General features: G+C 64.9%; 14 protein-coding genes and 1 tRNA gene. 7 read left to right on the top strand and 8 right to left on the bottom strand.

Translation table 11 applies throughout. The features are described from left to right. Positions 1 to 15: 15 nt before the first annotated feature. Complete coding sequence (locus tag AMYHA_RS02550; protein WP_169732888.1) at positions 16 to 6,240, top strand: RHS repeat-associated core domain-containing protein; 6,225 nt, start codon at positions 16 to 18, stop codon at positions 6,238 to 6,240. Between the two features lie 67 nt (positions 6,241 to 6,307). After that, complete coding sequence (locus AMYHA_RS26735) at positions 6,308 to 6,895, top strand: hypothetical protein (protein ID WP_157361741.1); 588 nt, start codon at positions 6,308 to 6,310, stop codon at positions 6,893 to 6,895. A gap of 505 nt (positions 6,896 to 7,400) precedes the next feature. Here AMYHA_RS26735 and AMYHA_RS02545 read toward each other — a convergent pair. Genes AMYHA_RS02545 through AMYHA_RS02535 form a run of 3 tightly spaced genes read right to left on the bottom strand, consistent with a single transcriptional unit; the run spans position 7,401 to position 9,565 of the window. Then, the gene (locus AMYHA_RS02545; protein ID WP_034267598.1) at positions 7,401 to 7,778 is read right to left on the bottom strand and encodes a DoxX family protein; all 378 of its coding nucleotides are present in this window, start codon (positions 7,776 to 7,778) and stop codon (positions 7,401 to 7,403) included. Between the two features lie 8 nt (positions 7,779 to 7,786). After that, positions 7,787 to 8,410, bottom strand: a complete 624-nt coding sequence (locus tag AMYHA_RS02540; protein WP_034275483.1) for a TIGR03085 family metal-binding protein — start codon at positions 8,408 to 8,410, stop codon at positions 7,787 to 7,789. Between the two features lie 36 nt (positions 8,411 to 8,446). Further along, positions 8,447 to 9,565 (bottom strand): lactate 2-monooxygenase, encoded by a 1,119-nt coding sequence (locus tag AMYHA_RS02535; RefSeq protein WP_051400308.1) that lies wholly within the window; start codon positions 9,563 to 9,565, stop codon positions 8,447 to 8,449. A 130-nt stretch (positions 9,566 to 9,695) separates the two neighbouring features. Between AMYHA_RS02535 and msrA the strand changes: the two genes are divergently transcribed. After that, a complete protein-coding gene (gene msrA / locus AMYHA_RS02530; RefSeq protein ID WP_034267591.1) occupies positions 9,696 to 10,349 on the top strand; it encodes a peptide-methionine (S)-S-oxide reductase MsrA in 654 nt (217 codons plus the stop codon). 51 nt (positions 10,350 to 10,400) lie between these two features. Here the strand turns inward: msrA and AMYHA_RS25475 are convergent, their stop codons facing one another. The 3 genes from AMYHA_RS25475 to AMYHA_RS02515 all read right to left on the bottom strand — a co-directional run bounded on the left by AMYHA_RS25475 (position 10,401) and on the right by AMYHA_RS02515 (position 12,401). Beyond that, positions 10,401 to 11,027, bottom strand: a complete 627-nt coding sequence (locus AMYHA_RS25475) for a class I SAM-dependent methyltransferase (RefSeq protein ID WP_051399457.1) — start codon at positions 11,025 to 11,027, stop codon at positions 10,401 to 10,403. Between the two features lie 321 nt (positions 11,028 to 11,348). Beyond that, a complete protein-coding gene (locus AMYHA_RS02520) occupies positions 11,349 to 12,164 on the bottom strand; it encodes an ArsR/SmtB family transcription factor (protein ID WP_034267588.1) in 816 nt (271 codons plus the stop codon). A 164-nt stretch (positions 12,165 to 12,328) separates the two neighbouring features. Continuing rightward, positions 12,329 to 12,401: transfer RNA gene (locus AMYHA_RS02515), tRNA-Gly, on the bottom strand. 277 nt (positions 12,402 to 12,678) lie between these two features. On the opposite strand from AMYHA_RS02515, the gene AMYHA_RS25470 reads away from it, so the two are divergent. Next, complete coding sequence (locus tag AMYHA_RS25470) at positions 12,679 to 14,265, top strand: sigma-70 family RNA polymerase sigma factor (RefSeq protein WP_051399456.1); 1,587 nt, start codon at positions 12,679 to 12,681, stop codon at positions 14,263 to 14,265. Between the two features lie 53 nt (positions 14,266 to 14,318). On the opposite strand, the gene AMYHA_RS02505 is transcribed toward AMYHA_RS25470, so the two are convergent. Continuing rightward, positions 14,319 to 15,161: a transglutaminase family protein gene (locus AMYHA_RS02505; RefSeq protein ID WP_034267585.1), complete on the bottom strand. Its 843-nt coding sequence runs from the start codon at positions 15,159 to 15,161 to the stop codon at positions 14,319 to 14,321. Beyond that, positions 15,158 to 16,249, bottom strand: coding sequence for a circularly permuted type 2 ATP-grasp protein (locus tag AMYHA_RS02500; RefSeq protein WP_231104602.1), 1,092 nt, complete (start codon positions 16,247 to 16,249; stop codon positions 15,158 to 15,160). The genes AMYHA_RS02505 and AMYHA_RS02500 overlap by 4 nt, the downstream gene beginning before the upstream one ends. 283 nt (positions 16,250 to 16,532) lie before the next feature. On the opposite strand from AMYHA_RS02500, the gene AMYHA_RS02495 reads away from it, so the two are divergent. The 3 genes from AMYHA_RS02495 to AMYHA_RS02485 all read left to right on the top strand — a co-directional run bounded on the left by AMYHA_RS02495 (position 16,533) and on the right by AMYHA_RS02485 (position 19,309). Beyond that, positions 16,533 to 16,973: a hypothetical protein gene (locus tag AMYHA_RS02495; protein ID WP_034267582.1), complete on the top strand. Its 441-nt coding sequence runs from the start codon at positions 16,533 to 16,535 to the stop codon at positions 16,971 to 16,973. 2 nt (positions 16,974 to 16,975) lie between these two features. Beyond that, the gene (locus AMYHA_RS02490; protein WP_034267579.1) at positions 16,976 to 17,827 is read left to right on the top strand and encodes an Fpg/Nei family DNA glycosylase; all 852 of its coding nucleotides are present in this window, start codon (positions 16,976 to 16,978) and stop codon (positions 17,825 to 17,827) included. 135 nt (positions 17,828 to 17,962) lie between these two features. Further along, the gene (locus tag AMYHA_RS02485; protein ID WP_084036727.1) at positions 17,963 to 19,309 is read left to right on the top strand and encodes a histidine kinase; all 1,347 of its coding nucleotides are present in this window, start codon (positions 17,963 to 17,965) and stop codon (positions 19,307 to 19,309) included. The last annotated feature ends 40 nt before the right edge of the window (positions 19,310 to 19,349 follow it).

Below are 19,349 nucleotides of genomic sequence, written 5' to 3'. Positions count from 1 at the left end.
CTCATGGCGCTTGTCATGACCGTGACGTTGTCGTCGGTATTACCTGCCGGTGCGGAACCAGTGCGGGATGCCGATCGTTCGGTGCCGGAGTCGAGGACGGTTCCGCATAAGAAGTCCTCGGTCGAGGTGCCGCCGGTGCCCGAAGGGGACGGCGAGATCTGGAAGCCGTCGCGGGCGAGGACATCGTGGCCCGCACCGGGGGTTGCGAAGATCGCCGTGCCGGGCAGGAACGGCAAGCGTCCCGCGACGGCGGTGGCACGGGGACTTGCGCTCGGGAAGGCCAAGGCCGGCGGCGTGCCGGTGTCGGTCGCCGCGGCGAAGGGGACGCCTACCGCTGTGCGGGTCCGGCTGCTTGACCGGTCGAAGTCCAAGGAACTGGGTGTCAGCGGCCCGGTATTCACCGTGACGAGCCTGGATGGTAGCGACGGTGAGGTCGAGCTGAGCATCGACTACACCGGTTTCGCTGGGCTATACGGCGCGGAGTGGGTCAAGCGCGCTCGCCTGGTCCGCTTCGACTGTGAGTCGGATAGGTGTGGCGAGGCACGGCCGCTGACATCGGCGAACGACCGCAAGGGCGGCAGGCTGTCGGCGAGGGTGCCGGTCAAGGGCACCCCGGCACGGCCTGACGAGTCCGACAAGCCCACGGAAGGCACGGACAGCACCGAGACGCCGTCGGGTGGCGGCGCGTCGACGTTCTCTACGACGAGCGAGACCACCACGCTCGCGGTGTCGTCTGGTGATTCGTCCGAGGATGGTGACTACAAGGCCACCGACTTGTCGGCTGCAGGATCGTGGGAAGCCGGTGGCCCCTCCGGCGCGTTCACGTATTCGGTGCCGATGCGGACCCCACCGGCAGAGGGTGTCGTGCCACAGGTCGGGTTGAACTACAACTCGCAGTCCATCGATGGCAAGACGTCGGGTAAGAACAACCAGGCGCCGTGGACCGGTGATGGGTGGAATTACTCGCCCGGGTTTATCGAGCGCTCGTACAAGACCTGTCTTGACGACCAGTCTGCTGTGGATGGTCAGGAGCCGAACAACGCGGACAAGGACACCGCCGATTTGTGCTGGGCGGGTCAGAAGATCTCGATCTCGCTGAACGGCACGAACGGCACGCTGGTCAAGGACGCCACAACCGGGAAGTGGCGGGTCAGCTCGGACAACAACTGGCGCGTTCAGAAGCTGACCGATGATGCGTTGACGGGCTACGACAACTCCGGTGAGTACTGGAAGGTGACCACCCCGGACGGCACGAAGTACTTCTTCGGCCGCAAGGCCGGGACGTCGAAGTCGACGTGGGTCGCGCCGGTCTTCGGCAACCACCCCGGCGAGCCGTGCCATGCCACGTCGTTCAAGGACTCGTCGTGTAAGCAGGCGTGGCGGTGGATGCTGGACAAGGCCGTCGACGTCAACGGCAACATCACCCGTTACTACTACCAGCGGGAGTTCGGCCACTACGGCGCCGCAGGCGACGAGAACAACAGGGTCACCTACAACCGTGGCGGTTTCCTGAAGCGGATCGCATACGGTAAGCATTCCTCGGAGCCGGACACCGCAGCGACCGGGCGGGTGCTGTTCACCGCAGGGGACCGCTGCTTCAGCGACTGCTACGACGCTGATGGTGATCCGAAACCGGCGAGCTGGCCGGATGTCCCGTGGGACCAGGACTGCGACGCCACACCGTGTACGGACCAGGTGGCGCCGACGTTCTGGACGGCGAAGCGGCTGGCGAAGGTCACTACGCAGGTGTGGCGGGGTTCGAGCTTCTCGGATGTCGAGTCGTGGACCCTGAAGCACGAGTTCCGCAAGCCCGGTGATGGCACGACCAAGATCCTGTGGTTGCGGTCGGTCACCCACGCCGCACATGTCGGTAGTACGTTGACGTCGCCGCCGATCACCTTCACCCCGGTGCAGCGGGCTAACCGGGTGGATGAGGACAAGTACACCGACGCGATGGTGCGGCTGCGGCTCTCCTCGATCCGTACCGAATCGGGCGCCGACATTCACGTGACCTACTCCGGTAAGGAGTGCACGGCGAGTACGACGCCGAAGCCTTCGTCGAATGCGAAGAAGTGCTATCCGGTGTACTGGACGCCCAAGGGGCAGCCGGACCCGGTGATGGACTGGTTCCACAAGTACGTGGTCACCCAGGTGACGGAGAGTGACCTCACCGTCGGTGCCCAGGAGATACGCCACGACTTCAAGTACGCGACCGCAGGGGGCGGCACAAACCAGCTGTGGGCGTACGACACCAACGAGTTCACCAAGAAGAAGCACCGCACCTACAGCATGTGGCGCGGCTATCCCCAGGTCATCAAGCTGACCGGTGATCCGACCAAGGGGCAGCTGAAGACGAGATCGCGGTTCTACCGCGGCATGCACGGCCAACCCCTGCCCGATGGCACCACGCGCTCGGTCAGCGTGACCGACTCCGAGGGCAACACTGCCACCGACCACCGGGCACTGACCGGTCTTCCGTGGGAGCAGGCGACCTACAACGGCACCACCCTCGTGGACGCCGCGACCCATAAGTACTGGAAGAAGCTCACGGCCAAGCGTAGCCGTAACGGTGTGACCCACCGGGCGTTCCTGACCGGGGAGTCCGCTGGCAAGACCCGAAAGCGGCTTGCCTCGGATGCGTGGCAACGCACTGCGGTGTACACGACGTTCAACGACGAAGGCCAGCCGATCAAGGTCAACGACCTCGGTGAGGTCGGTAAGTCTGGTGACGAGAAGTGCACCCGCAATACGTATGTCGGCAATTCAAGCAAGTGGCTGCGGGGTCTGATCTCGCGGTCCGAGACGGTGTCGGTGTCCTGCGGCGCGACACCAACCCGCCCCAAGCACGTCATTGAGGACACCAAGACGTTCTACGACGGGTCCACCACCCACGGTTCGACTCCGACCAAGGGCCGAGTGACCCGCGCCGACGAGATCGACAAATGGAACAACGGCCCGGTTTACCTCACGGTCGAGCGCACCAACTACGACAAGCTCGGCCGCGTCGTTACGGAGTACGACGCCAAAAACCGCAAGTCGACCACCGCGTACACGCCGACCGGTGCGGGGCCCGTGACCAAGACAGTCAAGACAAATCCGCTTGGCCACACCACCACGACGCATCAGGAGCCGGCGTTCGCGGAGCCGACCGCAGTCGTGGACGCAAACAGCAAGCGCACCGACCTGACGCTCGATCCGATGGGGCGACTGACCAAGGTGTGGCTGCCGAGCCGGGACAAGGGCTCCGAGAGCCCCAACATGGAGTTCTCGTACACCCTACGAAACGATGGTCCCCTTGCGGTCACAACGAAGCAGCTGCAGCCCGCTGGGAATTACTCAACGGAAATCGGGTTGTTCGACTCGCTGTACCGGCCGGTGCAGACTCAGGAACCCGCTGTGGGCGGTGGTCGACTCGTGACGCACACCGTCTACAACGAACGCGGCGAGGTCGCGACCGCAGCGGGCCCGAACCACACCACCGGCGATCCCTCTACCTCGCTGGTCACCTTCACCCGTTCTGACGACCGGGCGCGTACCGAATACACCTATGACAACGTAGGTAGGGAGCGCGTTAGGGCATTCTTTTCCAGGGATGTGGAGCAGCGTCGAACGACAACTACCTATGGGGGTAACCCGGATGGGTGGCAGGTCGCGGTCGACCCACCCGACGGCGACACCGCGACCGCGGAAATTAGCAATGTGCATGGCAATGTGGTCGAGCTGCGGCAGTTCCACGACGGAACAACGTCAGGCATGTATGACGCCACGACCTACACCTACACGCCGCGCGGCGACCTGAAGACCGTCGTAGACCCGATGGGTCACACGTGGCGTCATCATTACGACCTGCGTGGCCGTGAAGTCAAGGTGGAAGATCCCGACAAGGGCACTTCCACTACCGTCTATGACGCAACCGACCAGGTCATCGAGTCGACCGATGCCCTGGGCCGGACGGTGTCGACCACCTACGACGAGCTGGACCGGCCCACGGCCCGCTACGAAGGTAGCCCGTCGACCGGCACCAAGCTCGCCGCATGGGTCTACGACACGGTCGAGAAGGGCCACGTCACCCGGACCTCCAGCTTCATCGACGGCAACGAGTTCTACGAACTCGTAAGGAAATACGACGATCACTACAACCCGGTGCAGACTGGCATGGAGATCCCCTCTATGCCCGGGCTGGAATCCGTCGCGGGCAGGTACCTGACCACGGCTTCCTACCTGGACGACGGGTCGCTGCGGTACCGGACTCTCCCAGCCGTTGGCGGGCTGGAGAAGGAGACGTTGGCGCACGCCTACGACGACTGGGGCAACGTCGGCCGCATCACAGCCACGGACAGCTCCAGCACGTATGCCCACGTGTATCTGGACGATGCGCTCTACACCCCTTACGGCGAGATCGCCCAGCGCACGATGGGTGTCAACACCAGCTCCCAGGTTCAACACACCTACGTCTACGAGGAAGCCACCCGCCGGGTGTCTGAGCTCTACTTCGACCGCGACGGCACGACCGTGCCGAACGTGGCGCACCTGAAGTGGTCCTACGACGCGGCCGGGAACGTGTTGTCGCTGGCGGACACTCCGGAGGAGCAGCCAGCCAAGGCCGATGTGCAGTGCTTCGGTTACGACTACTTGCGGCGGATGACCGAGGCCTGGTCGCAGGGCAGCGGCGGGTGTGCCGATTCGCCGTCTACCGAGGTCATGGGTGGTGTAGAGCCGTACTGGAACTCCTACGAGTACCGCAAGGACGGCTCACGCTCCAAGGTTGTCGACCATCAGACGGACGGCAGCAGTGTCACCTCGACCTACAACTATCCGGCGGCGGGTGAGCCGCAGCCCCGTGCGGTGCGGTCGGTGACCACCGGTACGGAAACCGATACGTATGACTGGGATGCGGCGGGCAATCTGACGTCGCGTACCCGTGGCGGCGAGACGGATGCGTTCACCTGGAACGCGGCGGGGAAGCCGGAGTCGATTGACACGCCGGACGGCACGGCGCAGATGTATTACGGGGCCCATGGCGACCGGTTGGTGCGGAAGGATGCCGACGGTGGTGTGACCGCGTTCGTGTTCGGTCAGGAGTTGACCGTTGCCGCCGACGGCACCGAAACCGGCACCCGCTACTACAACCATGGTGACTCGGTGATCGCGACCCGCACCACAGGTGGCGACCTCACCTGGCTGGCCAGTGACCACCACGGCACAGCGGACTGGGCGATCAATTCGGTCACTATGAACTCGTCGGTGAAACGCCGCGACCCGTTCGGTGGCATGCGAGGGCATGACGACCCGAGCCGGTGGCCGGGCGGGCAGCGCAGCTTCGTTGGCGGCGTCGACGACCCCACCGGACTCATCCAGTTGGGTGCGCGATCCTATGATCCACAACTGGGAATGTTTCTCACGGTCGACCCCAAAACCGACGAGTACGAGCCACAGCGGATGCATCCCTACTCCTACAGCAACAACGCACCGCTCACCTTCACTGATCCGCAGGGCTTGTTCTGGGAAGAGCTTACGAATGTTGCGAGCAAGGTCAGTGCTGCGGCCGGCACGGTCGCACTGGCAACTGCCGCGATTTGTCCCCCGGTAGCCGCGGCTGCGACCGTAGTCGCAACAACGGCTGCTGCAGTCGAAGTTACGGGAAACCTTGTTCAGGGAAATCATGGTGACGCGGCCTTTACGGCGGTTACTAGTATTCCAGGACTTCGTCAAGCTAGCGCGGCCGTTAGAGGATTTAAAAGTATGCGGAACATGAAGAAATCCTTAAAGGCGGCGAAGAAAGATGTTCGAAGTGCAAGAAATATGCGTGACGATGCACGCGATAGTGTCAATGACCACCGTAGAACAAAGCCATCGTGGTTCGATCGCTCGAACAGGAAGCGATGGGATAAGGAAAATGGAGACAGTTTCCGTGTCGCCAAGGATCGGCTTCGTCTAGCAAAGCAGAATCTAAAGTCCACTAAATTGCATAAGAAGTATGCAAAACAAGATTCCCGATGGGCTCGCAGTCGCCACAACCCTGCATGGTCGACTGATCGGACCACAGAGTGGGCAGGAAGGCTTGCAACCGTAGAAAATTCTACCTACGTCGGTTGCAACACCTGGGGTCACTGTCCCGGCTCGCGGTTTGACGTCTCTAGTCATCAGAAGACGATGGCGTCGTCAACGCCCACGCTCACTGCTAGCTCCTGGGGCAGTTATAGTGGGTTCCGTACATCAGGTGGAATGCTCTTGCTGTGAACCGTAAGTAGTGGGTAGCTACCGGCGTCGTGAATACGGGAGAGCCAGGCTCCTTCGGAGGATTTCTGTGAGTGGAACGGAATTGGGCCCGAAAAAAATTCACGATGCCGGTAGCTATGTTGTACGACTTTTCTTAAAAATGCCGTTTCACATTACAGGAAGGACGCATAGGACTGTATACGCAGACGACGAGGAAATGTCTGTATCGGAATGGGTAAAGTTTATCCACGCTCGACCTGAAAATCCCGATCAAGCGTATTCTTCCCTTGTTGCCAGATGGTCAGCATGGATTGAGTTATTAATCGTATCTTGCATAACTTTCGGAATCGTATCGTTCTTGCTCGATTTTTCAGTGGGGCGCGGGATCTGGTTCAGTATCCTCCTCTCCGTGATGGTCCTTGTGATCTGTACAGGCGCTATTTCCGGACTCTTTGTAAGTTTACGAATGATCACTGTGTGGCTAGCTGACGACTGGGCGTTTGGAATTTCTGACGATGAATCAGAAGAAAGTATTTCAGAAGTATCTTGGACTTTGCGGCGACGTGTAGTTCGTTGGCTATGCATGCCGTCCAATTTCGAATTTTTCATCGGGCTTCTTATTGGAATAGTTTCTTTGTGGTTTCTCGTAGAAAATGGCCACATGGGATTCCAATAATTCGATGTTTAATTTCCCGGTTGGCTGATGTGACTGTAGCTGATCCCTACGCCTACGGCAGGAACGCGCCACTAATCGCCGAACCGGACGGGAGTGGACTACCGGGATGGCATCACGGTTGTTGTCAGCTCAGTCGGGCAGGGTTCGGGGCTATCTCGGCCACTACTTGGTCGCACCGCGAAGTGTGCACAATTCGAGTTTGCCAGGGAACTCGGGAGTGCAACTCCGTTTCGTGCTAGGTGCGTGGTAAGCGGATGTATGTTTTGTGTTAATGAAGGGTAAACCGTGAGAGTAGCACCCGATAGAGAATTGCGGGACTTTAGCGGTTACCTTGCTAAGGTCTACATGCGCCTTCCGATTCGGGTTGCTACCGGGTCGCTGTAAGGTCAGGGATATGACTAACTCGCGACTGAAGCAAATGTCGCTAGCTGAATACCAGGTGGCCACGCCACCGACGCCGCAGTTTCTCGCAGCGTGAGCTTGTCCCGCTTTCGCTGACTCCGAGCTATGCCCGGTTGCGGATGCGTAGTGCCCACAGCACCAGCGGCACCTGCAACGGCAATCGCAGTAGCGTCCCAACCCGCATCGGCAGCGGTTTCTGGGTGCGGTGGTAGTCCACCGCCATCTTGACGTTGCCGGGGAAGACGGCGATGAACAGCAGTGCGGCCAGCGTCGCGCCGATGCGGCGGGTGCGTGGCATTGCGACGGCGGCGGCGCAGCCCAGTTCGGCGACGCCGGATCCGTATGTCCAGGCACGCGGGGAGCCGGGTAGTGCGCGGGGGATGAGCGCGTCAAAGAACTTCGGCACCGCGAAGTGCAGGGTGCCGACACCGCCGAGCAGCAGTGCCAGCGTGAGCGCGAGGCGTGAGTCCTTGTTGTCCACGAGTCCTCCTACAGTCCTCGGTTGATGCTCTGCACCGTGTCGACAGCGGCGGGGTCGCCGTCGAAGTCCACCCGGATCTCGTCGCGGCCGTAGGCGTAGAGCAGCAGTTCACCGGGCTCGCCGGTGATGGTGACCGGGTTCTCGGCGTGTTTGGCCGTTGTCTGCTTCCCGGACGGTGTCCGCAACTGGATGCCGACCGGGCTGGACCGTAGTAGCAGCTTGCCCATCCGCGACACGATCTGCCACAACGCCTTGTCGCGGCGGGCGTCCGGCTCGCGCGGTTCCCAGCCGGGCTGCGCGCGCCGGACATCTTCGTGGTGGATGAAGTACTCGGCGGCGTTGACCAGTTCGTCGAGCTTGCCGATGCGGGTTGGCCAGTACCACGCCGGTCCCGATCGCACCTGTTCCACCAGCTCAGACCACGGCTTCGCGGCGTAGTCGTTCTGCACCTTCGCAAGCCGCGCGGCGATCGGCTTCAACAGGATGCCAGCCGCCTCCGGCCGACTCTCCCTGACGACGAGGTGCGCTGCGAGGTCCTTGGTCTGCCAGCCAGCGCACAGCGTTGGCGCGGCGGGGCCGACCTCGATGAACAGATCACACAGTGCCTGACGTTCCTCGGCGGCGATACCCATGCCGGTGAGCGTACGCATATCCGGCTGCGCTCGCGATCACGCAGTGACCAGCGACTCCCTGCCCAACTCGCGGTGGCTCGTGTAACCGGCGCCCGTCAGGGTGATGTCCAGTTCCGCGAGCAGGCACTTCAGGACGTGCTCGACACCCTGCTGGCCCTCCAGTGCTAGTCCGTACAGGTACGGCCTGCCGAGCAGCACCGCCTGCGCGCCGAGCGCGATCGCCTTGACGACGTCCGCGCCGGTGCGCACGCCGGAGTCGAACAGCACGGTGAGCTGGTCGCCGACGGTGTCCGCGATGCCGGGCAGCGCGTCCAGGGCGGCGATGGCGCCGTCGACCTGCCTGCCGCCGTGGTTGGAGACGACGATGCCATCGACCCCGTGGTCCGCAGCGAGCTTCGCGTCCTCGGTCGACAGGATGCCCTTGACCACGACCGGGCCGTCCCAGTGTTCCCGCACGAACGCGATGTCCTCCCAGCTCAGGCCGGGATTCGGGAAGACCTGTGCGAACCGGAGCGCGGCCATCGTCGGATCCTCCTCCGGCGGCTTGGCGAGCGAGTCGTTGAAGACCGGGTCGGTGAGATAGTTCGCGATGCCGTTGCCAGCGAGGAACGGCAGGAAACCCCGGTCGAGGTCGGCGGGTCGCCAGCCAAGCATCGTGGTGTCGAGCGTGACGACGACGGTGGAGTACGCGGCAGTCTTGGCGCGTTCCAGGAAGCTGACGCACAGCTCCCGCTCGTTCGGGAAGTACAGCTGGAACCAGCGCGACCCGTCACCGCTGGCCTCTGCTGCCGCCTCGATGGAGTAGCCGGCCTGCGTCGAATGGGTATAGGTGAGCCCGAGCGACGACGCCGCGCGTGCGGTCGCCAACTCGCCCTCGGAATGCGCGAGCGTCTGCACGCCGACAGGTGCGAGCATCACGGGCGCTGGCATCTCGGTGCCGAGGATCGTGCAGGACAGGTCGCGTTCCGGGCCGTTGCGCAGCATCCTGGGCACGATGCGCCAGCGGTCGAACGCCTCCCGGTTCGCTCGCGCGGTGGCGCCCGATCCGGCGCTGGGCACGATGTAGCCCATCGCCTCGGCACTCAACGTCTCCCGCGCCTTGTCCTCCAGGTGGGCGAGGTCGGTGGTGAGCTTCGGTGGCGTGTTGCCGAACATGCCCTCGGCGTAGATCGCTGCCTGGAAGTCACCGTAGTTGCCCACTGTCCACCCTTACGTTGTCGTGACGTCTCGTGCCACCGCCGACATGGCGTCGTCGTTCGCGGCTGGTTCGTGGCACTGTAGAACCATGTGGTTTTCCGGTGACAAGAGTAGGCACGTCAGCGAGTCGGAGGCACTGCCAGGCCGAGCTGAACCGATCACTGTCGCCGAGCGGCACGCGGTGAACACCGACGCCCGGCTTACGCCGCCGTTCCTGGAAGGGATGCGCACGGCGGTGTTCGGCATGGGCTGCTTCTGGGGCGCGGAACGGCTGTTCTGGCAGACGCCCGGCGTGTACTCCACGGCGGTCGGCTACGCGGGTGGCTACACGCCGAACCCCACCTACGAAGAGGTCTGCACCGGCCGCACCGGACACACCGAGGCCGTGCTCGTCGTCTACGACCCGGAGCGGGTCAGCTATGAGGATCTGCTCAAGGTGTTCTGGGAGAACCACGACCCGACACAGGGCATGCGGCAGGGCAACGACGTCGGCACGCAGTACCGCTCGGCGATCTACTACGCCGACGACGAGCAGCGAGCGGTGGCGGAGGCGTCCGCGAAGTCGTTCGGGGCCGCACTGCGGCAGGCGGGCCATGGCGAGGTCACCACGGAGGTCGCGCCGCTCGGCGAGTTCTACTACGCGGAGGACTACCACCAGCAGTACCTGCACAAGGTGCCGAACGGCTACTGCGGCATCGCGGGCACCGGCGTTTCCTGCCCGGTCGGGCTGGGGGCGGGATAGCTGGCAGGGGGTCGGTGGACCGGCGGCCCACCGACGCCGCACCAGGTGTCGCTAGGCGACCTGCAGTTTGCTGCGCACGGTGACCCGTTTCTCCTTGCTGTAGTCGGCCACTCCGGTGACGCTCGGCCGCTGGGCGATCAAGCTCTGCCAGTCGTAGATGTCCTCGACCTCGAAGTCGTAGGTCTCCAGCATGTGCTGAACCGCCGGTGTCGACGGTTTGCCGACGAGCGCGCGCCCGTTATGCGAGTAAGCGTCGGCCACGGCGTGCTGCTGTTTGGCCGTCTTGTCGCGGACGAGCCGGATCACCGGTTCTTCCTGGCCCGGCATCACGTTCGTGTCGATGATCAGGTGGCGGGGCCGTAGCGCCCTGATGTGCGCGAACAGTTCGTTGTATCGCAGGGTGTGGTAAAGGAATCCGAGGCACATCACCACATCGACGTCGAGGTCCTCCGTGGTCAGGGCGTCGAATACATCCGCACAGATGAACTGGTATTTGGTCGGGTCGATGTCGTAATGGGCAAAGTTGTCCTCGGCACCTTTCACGAGTTCTTTGCGAGCCTCGATGCCCGTCACACGGGCGGCGCCTGCTTGGAGAGCGGCGAAGGACCACCTGCCGTCATGACTGGCGATGTCGAGCACGCGCGCGCCGGCGAGGATGTCACGGTTGGCGGCGATCATCGCCTGGTGCCGCAGGTTCAGTCTGTCGCGGTAAGCGAACGTGTCGCTGGTGTCGAAGAACCGGGGATAGTCGTCGAAGAACCCCGCCCGGTCGGCGTCGGTTCCACGGCCAGCGGCTGCTTCCTTCTGCTTGGGCTTGCTCCCGAGCTTCCAGATACTGAATCACTCCTGTGCGCGTCGCGTGTCGGCCAGGGGATGGACTGCCAACAGGTCAACTCTGGGCAGCAACAGCCCACGACATCCCGGCTCGTCGTGACCGGAACGTAACATCCACGCAGTGGTAGACGTCACGGTGCCCACACTGTCAATCGATGCGAGTAGTCAGTTTTCGGAAGGCACTGGGGCTGGCTCGGGCTCTGGTAGCGGGTCGCCGGTCTCCAGCAGTGTTTTCAGGCTGGACAACAGGCCGGGCCAGCCCTGGCTGAGCATGGCGAGCATGGTGCTGCCCTCGTCGAAGTCGTCGTGGACGACGGTCAGCTTGGTCAGTTCGCCGAGCGGCTCGATCTCGAACGTCACCTTCGACCGGCGTTCCGCCGCCACCCGCTCGTAGACGTCCTCGCTGATGCCGACGGCCATCGCCCACTCCGGCGTCACAGTGTGCCAGGTGTAGGACAGCCGCCGGTATGGGTCGGATTCGAGCACGACCTGCTCGGGGTCCGCGGTGGTGTTGCCGCCTTCTTCCCAGGTCATCGTCGAGCCGACTCGCCAGTCGGTATCGAACGCCACGCCCCAGTAGCGGCGAGTGAAGGCGGGGTCGGTCAGTGCCTGCCACAGCCGCTCCGGCGTGGTCTTGATGTAGGTCGTGTAGATGAATTCGGGCTTGCTCATCGGGTCGCGCTCCAATGCGGTTTGCAGGTCCGCGAGCGCGCGCACCCGCTCGCGGTCGTACTGGTCGATCCAGCGCTCGGCGATCGCGTTGATCGGCGCGGCATTGACGTAGTGCAGCTTTTCCCTGCCGCGCCAGGTCGTCGTGACGACGTTGGCGGCTTCGAGCACGGCGAGGTGCTTGCTCACCGACTGCCGCGTCATGTCCATCCCGGCGCACAATTCGCGCAGCGTCTGGCCGTTGCGGGCATTCAGGGTGTCCAGCAGTCGACGACGAGTGGGGTCGGCCAGTGCCTTGAACACGTCGTCCATCCACGCCACCTCAAATATGCAACCTGTTGGTTGCCTTTACGATATGCAGCCAATAGGTTGCACGTCAAGGCGGCTTCTGCCGGGTTGAGCGACAGGGAGCAGCCGCGTGCTGCGGCTGGCAAACAAAAACTCCCCGAACCCGAGGGATTCAGGGAGTTAAACTGAGCGGACGACGGGACTCGAACCCGCGACCCTCACCTTGGCAAGGTGATGCGCTACCAGCTGCGCTACGTCCGCATCACGCCGTGCTTCCCGGCGTGACAGCCAGTCTATATGCCCGCCCCCACTGGCGGTCGAGGGGGTCATACCGCCATTTGGCCGTCAACATCGATATCACGGAACGTACATTCGGCGTACCTCGATAGTAGGTGGCACAACGTTGCCTCTGGCGTAAAATCGTCACGCTCAGTCGGCGTTAACGTCACACTGTGCGTGACGGACCAACTCCGTCGCTCCGTAGGGTAGGCCAATTGGTGGCGGCCGATCGATGATCGGCAAGGAGGTACCTGGCCGGATGACGCAGGCGATCGACGAGCCAGCGCTGCTCCGCCGACTGCGGGAGGGACAGGACGCTGCCTTCAGCGAACTGTTCGAACAGCACGCGCCCGCGGTCCGCAGACTGGCGCTCGGCCTGGCGAAAGATCGCGCCGAGGCCGAGGACATCACCGCGGAGACGTTCTTCCGAGTGTTGCGCGCGGTCAAGCGGGGCAGCGGCCCGAAGGACAACATCCGCGCGTACCTGCTCACTGTCGCCCGCCGGGTGTCGTGGGAGTGGAAAGGCGCGGTTCAGGACGTTCCGGTCAGCGATGACGAACTGACCAGTCATGCGGGCGCCGCCGAGTCCAACCCGTCCCGTGCTGCCGAACACTCGCTGATCACCAAGGCGTTCACCAGCCTGCCGGAGCGCTGGCGCACCGTGCTGTGGCAGACCGAAGTGGAAGGCGCCAAGCCAGCCGTCGTCGCACCGCAGATCGGGCTCAGTCCGAACGCGACCGCGGCGCTCGCCCGCCGCGCGCGGCTGGGCCTACGCGCCGCCTACCTGCAAGCGCACCTCGCCACCAGCAAGAGCGACGGCGGCTGCCGTTCGGTGCTTGAGAAGCTCGGCGGCTACACCGCTGGCAGTGTCACGGGCGCCGAAGCCGACCGGATCAGCGCGCACCTCGCCGGTTGCCCGCGGTGCCACGCTACCCACGACGAGCTGCGCGACGTCTGCTTCTCGCTGCGCGCCAACGCGAACGGGATCGCCGTCGCCGGTGTCGCGGCCGTGGCAGGTGCGGAAGCGTCGGGAGCGGCAGGCGCGGCCGGGACCTCGGCGAGTTTGTCCGGTGCGTTCAAGACAGCCTTCACCACTGCCAAGGTGAAGGTGGGCATCGCGGTGGCTTCGACCGCGGCCGCTGGGGTGTTCGGCTTCTCGGTCGGCCCCGCGATGACCGAAACTGCTGGCGAGTACTTCGGCCTCGTCGGTGAACAGGGGATTTCCCAGACGGCCCCTGACAACGCACCGTCCTTGGAGCGCGGACCGGACGACGGGTATCCGCTCCCCGGCGTGTCGCATACTCAGGACGGCGAGTCGAGCACTCGCGACACGAGTCGCGCACAGGACAACGACGACCGTGAGAGCCAGCAGCCAGCGCCGACGACCGACCCGACATCATCACCGCAACTGACCACGCTGCCGAAGCCGGACAAGCCGCGGGTCGACGCGGCGACGGGCCCGGATTCCCCGGTCAAGGTGACGCCCGATGCGCCGTCGAAGACGAAGGGCGAGTCGCGGTCCCCCGAACAGCGGTCGCGGACAGCGTCGCCCGAGCGGTCGGCGCCGCCTGAGCGGTCGGCGCCATCCAGCGAGGACAACCAGCCCAGGCCGAGCACGACATCCACTTCGCAGCCGCCGAGCCAGGGGTCAGAGCCGGGGCGGTCGTCCTACGAGAAGTGCGTCGACGATTACTACTACAGCGACACCTACAACGACCGCCGCAACCGGCGTGAGGTGCACGAGTTCTCGTACACCGACGGCGAGGGCTACGAGTCCTACGAGTACTACTACGACAACGGCCGCTACGAGTCTTACGAGTACTACTGGTACGACTCCTGCCCCTGACCAGGTCGGCATCGCCCGAGCCGCACCGTGGTGCCGCACGCTCAGGCACACGGTCAACCCAGTCGCGTCAGGTGCACCGCGACGTCGAGTGCCGACGTCCCGCCGCCGGTGAACACGCCCTTGAGCGGCGTGACGTCGGCGTAGTCCCTGCCGCGCGCGACCGACACGTGCCGTGCGCCGACCGGCAGCGCGTTGGTCGGGTCGTAGGCCCACCATCCCCCGGTCCAGGCCTCGACCCAGGCATGGCTCTCGCCGAGCACCGTCCGTCCCGGCTCCGCGCGTGGTTCGCCGTACAGGTAGCCGGACACGTACCGCGCGGGAATGCCGATCGCACGCAGCATCACCAGCACGACGTGGGCATAGTCCTGGCACACACCCTCGCGTGTCGCCCACACGTCGCTCGCTGAACTGTGGACTCCGGTGCTGCCGGGCTGGTAGGTGAGCTGCTCCCGCACCCAGCGCGCGATGGCGAACACGGCGTCGGCAGGGGCGGTGTGCGCGGAGAGCGCGCGTGCCATCCGGTCGAGTTCGTCGTCTCGTGGCGTGTACACGGTCGGCTGCAGGTACTCCGCGTAAGCGTCGATGACGTCGGGACGGCGCAGGTCCGCCCAGCCCAGTGTTCGGACCGGTGCGACTGGACTACTTGTCGCGACGACAGACGTGGCGACGACGCTGAACTCCGTGTGTGGCGCGTGCAGGTCGAACGCGCTGACGACGGTGCCCCAATAGTCGGTGTAGCGGTACTCGCGAGTGGCGGGCGTGGTGTCGAGCCTGCTGGTCTCGACGGTCTGCGTGCGATCGGAGCGCGGGGTCAACCGCGCCTCGTTGTACGACTGCGTCGCGGGCAGCGCGTAGTGATATCCGGTGCGGTGCACCACGCGCAGCCGCCAGCTCACCACAGCACCTTGGTATCCACAGCGCTGTTCTGCTGTGGAATGTTGCTTGTGGATAGGTCGGATGTCCACACGCCGTCGGACAGTACGGTGACATCGGTGCCGTCGTTGACGGCGAACAGCCGCAAGCCGCTGATGGACGAGTTATCCACTGTGGATGAGTCTGTGGATAACTGGGGAAAGTCCTGCTCATTTGGCATAATGGGCAGGAACTGGGTGGTGTGGAAAGACTCCGGGTTCACCGTGGGCAGGATGGGGTTTTCGCCGAGATAGTACTCGATCAACCGCGGCGCGAAGCTGTGGATAAGTGGGTCCTCACCGAGCCCGTTGCCCACAGCGTTGGCCAGCACGACGGCGCCGGTCCGCGCCGCGTTGAGTACCCCGGAGAGGCCGTGCACGGAGTCGGGCTGGAAGTGCAGTGGGTCGATGAGGTCGTCCGCGACGGTGCGGTACAGCACATCCACTCTGCGGTCGCGGTGGTAGACGACGTTGTCCCGGCACACCAGATCCCGCCCCGCGACAGCCGCGACGCCGGGTTGCCGGGCGAGCGCCGAGTCGCTGGGCGTGAGTGCGACGACGACTGGGTCGGTTGCCCGGTCGGAAATCCGGTCGATGGCCTGTGTGACGGCCGGATCCGCCATCCGCGCGGCGGTCCGCGCCACCGTGCGCAACGCCCGGAGTAGGTGTGGTGCGACGTGTGCGGGCCACGCCGGGCAGCAAAGGTCGTCCGCCACCACGCGGAACGTGCCGTGCTCGTCGCGGACGACGTCGACGCTCGCTACGGCGACGCGTACGGGCTGCGCGATACCGACCGCCTCCCGTCGGAAGCGCTCGCTGGTGGTGACCAGACGTCGCGGGAGCACGCCGTCGGTGAGCACGCGGGCGTCCTCGGTGCCGCCGTAGACGTCGGTAAGGAACGCTTCGAACGTCCGCACTCGCTGCATGACGCCCTGCTCGAGACGCTCCCACTCCGCCGCCGTCGGCAGCCCGGACGCCGCCGAGCCGGATTCTGTGGGAGAGCAGGACACGGTGGGATGCTCGGCCGTGACGGACAGCCCGGTGACGGTGGGCGAGTCAGACGCCGTCGACACACCGGACACCGTGGGCAGGTCACTCCCTGTTGTTGGCACGCCCGCCCCCGCACGGGGAAACACCTCCGTGGGGTACGACCCCGTCGTGGGATACAAGCCTGGCGCGTTGCGTTCGGCGGGTGGACGTCCGGGCGACATACCTCGCATCCTCACCCACGTTGGCTGCCGCACACCACCCACCCGTGCCGCTGCCTAGTCGCCGCCGACACTCGCGCCGGGCTGTGTCCGCACGGTAACGTTGGGTACCCGTGAGGGTTGCTGACGAATCGCGACGGGAGCTGCGATGGATCGTCCGGTAGAGGGCGCTGACGGACGCATGTGGACCCTGCGGAGTGAGCTGGAATGGCGCACGCCGGCCACAGCGGACGACTTCGAGAACGACGCCGCGGGCGGGTACGTCCCCGCCGCGGTCATGATCGCCGTGATCACGGTGTTCGTCATCGTGCTGGTCGCGTGGCGGCCAGCGGATGTGATCGTGCCGAGTTGGGTGTTGCTGTCGATCGCGCTGTTCGCGCTGTTCTTCCCGTTGCGGTGGGTGCTGCGCAGACCATGGAAGGTGGTCGCGGAGACCGACGGCGACCCCGAGATGGAGAAGCCGTCCGAACGCTGGGTCGGCACTGTGCGCGGCATGATCAAGGTGCGCACCGAGATGTCCCGGACCAAGCAGTCGATCGAGCGGGCCTCGCAGCCTGAGTTCGAAGGCCCGCTGCGACCGGTCGAGTAGCCATGCCGGAACTGCCCGAGGTCGAAGCGCTCGCCCACTACGTGCGCGAGCACGGCGTCGGGCGCGAGATCACCAGGGTCGACGTCGCCTCGCTTGCCGTGCTCAAGACGTTCGACCCGCCGGTGACCGACCTGGCAGGCAAGGCCGTCACCGACGTGGGGCGGCACGGCAAGCACCTCGACCTCGTCGCGGACGGCCTGCACTTGGTGATCCACCTGGCGCGGGCTGGCTGGCTGCGCTGGTCGGACTCGCTGCCGCAGGCGCCGCCGAAGCAGGGCAGGGGCCCCATCGCGCTGCGGGTGCATCTGGGCGGCCCCGGCTTCGATCTCACTGAGGCAGGCACCAAGAAAGGCCTCGCGGTCTGGGTCGTCACCGACCCGTCGGACGTCGACAGCGTGGCGCGGCTCGGCCCCGACGCCCTCGCCCTCGGCCGCGACGACCTCGCGGACATCCTCGAGAACAGCACCGCCCGACTGAAAACCGCCCTAACGGACCAGTCCCTCATCGCGGGTATCGGCAATGCCTACTCGGACGAAATCCTTCATCTCGCCGGGCTTTCGCCGTACGCGACGGCGGGCAAGCTCGACGCCGAGTCGCTCGACCGGCTCGCGGACGCGACGCAGCAGATCCTCGCTGACGCCGTCCAGCGCTCGGTCGGACAGGAAGCTGCCAGGCTGAAGGGGGAGAAACGCTCCGGGCTGCGGGTGCACGGACGCACCGGGCTGCCGTGCCCGGTTTGCGGGGACACCGTGCGGGAGGTGTCGTTCGCCGACAAGTCGTTCCAGTACTGCCCGACGTGCCAAACGAAAGGCAAACCGCTCTCCGACCGCAGGATGGATCGGCTGCTTCGATAACACTCCGTGAAGCCCGCGGAATGCTGCTTTCACCGCAATGGCGGCCCGGGGTGACCCATTCAGTCCACACAATGCACCGAAAGCAGGACGCAACACTCTGCGGAAGCCTTGTCAACGATGGGTAACTAACAGAGCATTGACGACGTGCTCGACTCGCCGCTGTCACAGCTTGTGCCGTGGGGCGTGGCTGTGCTGGCCGTCATCTTCTCGGTGTGGCTCTACGTGCGGTCCCGCCGACCTGGCAAGGCCACCGAAGACGCCGTCCTGCGTGCGGTGCACCAGCTCTCGCTGGCCGCACCCGACTTGCGGGAAGGCCTGGACCAGGAGGCCGCCGACCGGATCACCCGCCATCTGCTCGACCTGCTCGGGTGTGTCGCCATCGGGATCACCGACGCCGACGGCATCTTGCAGAGCTGGGATGGCGAGGCCAACGACCATTACGTCGACTTCGAGGACTGCATCGCCGCCGCGCGGGAGGGCAACCACCGGGAGATCGTCGTCCACGAGAAGCTGCCGTGCGACAAGGGCAACGCTTGCCGGATGCGCACCGCGGTGATCGTGCCACTGATCGTGGACGGCAAGACCCAGGCTGTGCTGATCGTCGTCGGCAGGAGCAGGGGACACCGGCTGATCCACATGGCCGACGCCGTCGCGCAGTTCGTGCGCACCCAGTTCGAACTCGCCAGCCTCGAGGAGTCGAAGCGTGCGCTGCAACAAGCCGAGATCAAGATGCTGCGCGCGCAGATCTCGCCGCACTTCGTCTACAACGCGCTGAACACCATCTCCTCGATGATCCTCACCGACCCCGAGGAGGCCAACGAACTGCTGCTCGAGTTCGCCGACTTCACCCGCTACTCCTTCCGCACGTCGGGCATGTTCACCACGCTGGCGGAAGAACTGCGCAACATCGACCGCTACCTCACCATCGAGACCGCTCGCTTCGGCGGCAGACTCAACGTGCGCCTCAAGATCGCGCCCGAGGTGCTGCAGGTCGTCGTGCCGTTCCTGATCGTGCAGCCGCTCGTGGAGAACGCGGTCAAACACGGCCTCGCGAGTAAGCCGGGCGGCGGCACCGTCACGGTCATCGCGGAGGACGCTGGCAATGAGGCGTTGATCAGCGTGGAGGACGACGGCGTCGGCATGGACCCCGCCCGGCTTGAGGAGCTGCGCGACTCGCACCGCACCGGCGCGCACGTCGGCCTCGGCAACATCAACCACAGGATGCGGCAGCTGTTCGGCCCCGACTACCCGCTGATCGTGGAAACGGCGAAGGGCGCTGGCATGAAGGTGACGCTGCGGGTGCCGAAGTTTCACCCGAACGCGCGCCCGGACGTCCCGAACTACACCCCGCCCAAGGACACGACCGACGGTTCCGGTTCGCCGCTGTTGCCGCCGCAACAGCAGGCCACCCCGGAGCGGACCCGCCCGACCCGGCCACGGATGCGCCCGGCACGCGGCGAGGTGACCGACCGGGTGCGCTGAGTCCCGTCATTCCGCGTGCATCGCGGCTACGCTGGGGCCC

The sequence above is a fragment of the Haloechinothrix halophila YIM 93223 genome, assembly GCF_000504245.1.
Classification (GTDB): Bacteria; Actinomycetota; Actinomycetes; order Mycobacteriales; family Pseudonocardiaceae; genus Haloechinothrix_A; species Haloechinothrix_A halophila.
The sequence above is the reverse complement of the archived record's forward strand: the minus strand, read 5'-3'. Positions and strand labels throughout refer to the sequence as shown.

Bases quoted from the DNA above. Each gene is read 5' to 3' on its own strand.
- AMYHA_RS02550 (WP_169732888.1), top strand. From the start codon at position 16: ATGACCGTGACGTTGTCGTCGGTATTACCTGCCGGTGCGGAACCAGTG.
- AMYHA_RS02540 (WP_034275483.1), bottom strand. From the start codon at position 8,410: ATGGGTATCGCCGCCGAGGAACGTCAGGCACTGTGTGATCTGTTCATC.
- AMYHA_RS02535 (WP_051400308.1), bottom strand. From the start codon at position 9,565: ATGTTCGGCAACACGCCACCGAAGCTCACCACCGACCTCGCCCACCTG.
- msrA (WP_034267591.1), top strand. From the start codon at position 9,696: ATGTGGTTTTCCGGTGACAAGAGTAGGCACGTCAGCGAGTCGGAGGCA.
- AMYHA_RS25475 (WP_051399457.1), bottom strand. From the start codon at position 11,027: ATGATCGCCGCCAACCGTGACATCCTCGCCGGCGCGCGCGTGCTCGAC.
- AMYHA_RS02520 (WP_034267588.1), bottom strand. From the start codon at position 12,164: ATGGACGACGTGTTCAAGGCACTGGCCGACCCCACTCGTCGTCGACTG.
- AMYHA_RS25470 (WP_051399456.1), top strand. From the start codon at position 12,679: ATGACGCAGGCGATCGACGAGCCAGCGCTGCTCCGCCGACTGCGGGAG.
- AMYHA_RS02495 (WP_034267582.1), top strand. From the start codon at position 16,533: ATGGATCGTCCGGTAGAGGGCGCTGACGGACGCATGTGGACCCTGCGG.
- AMYHA_RS02490 (WP_034267579.1), top strand. From the start codon at position 16,976: ATGCCGGAACTGCCCGAGGTCGAAGCGCTCGCCCACTACGTGCGCGAG.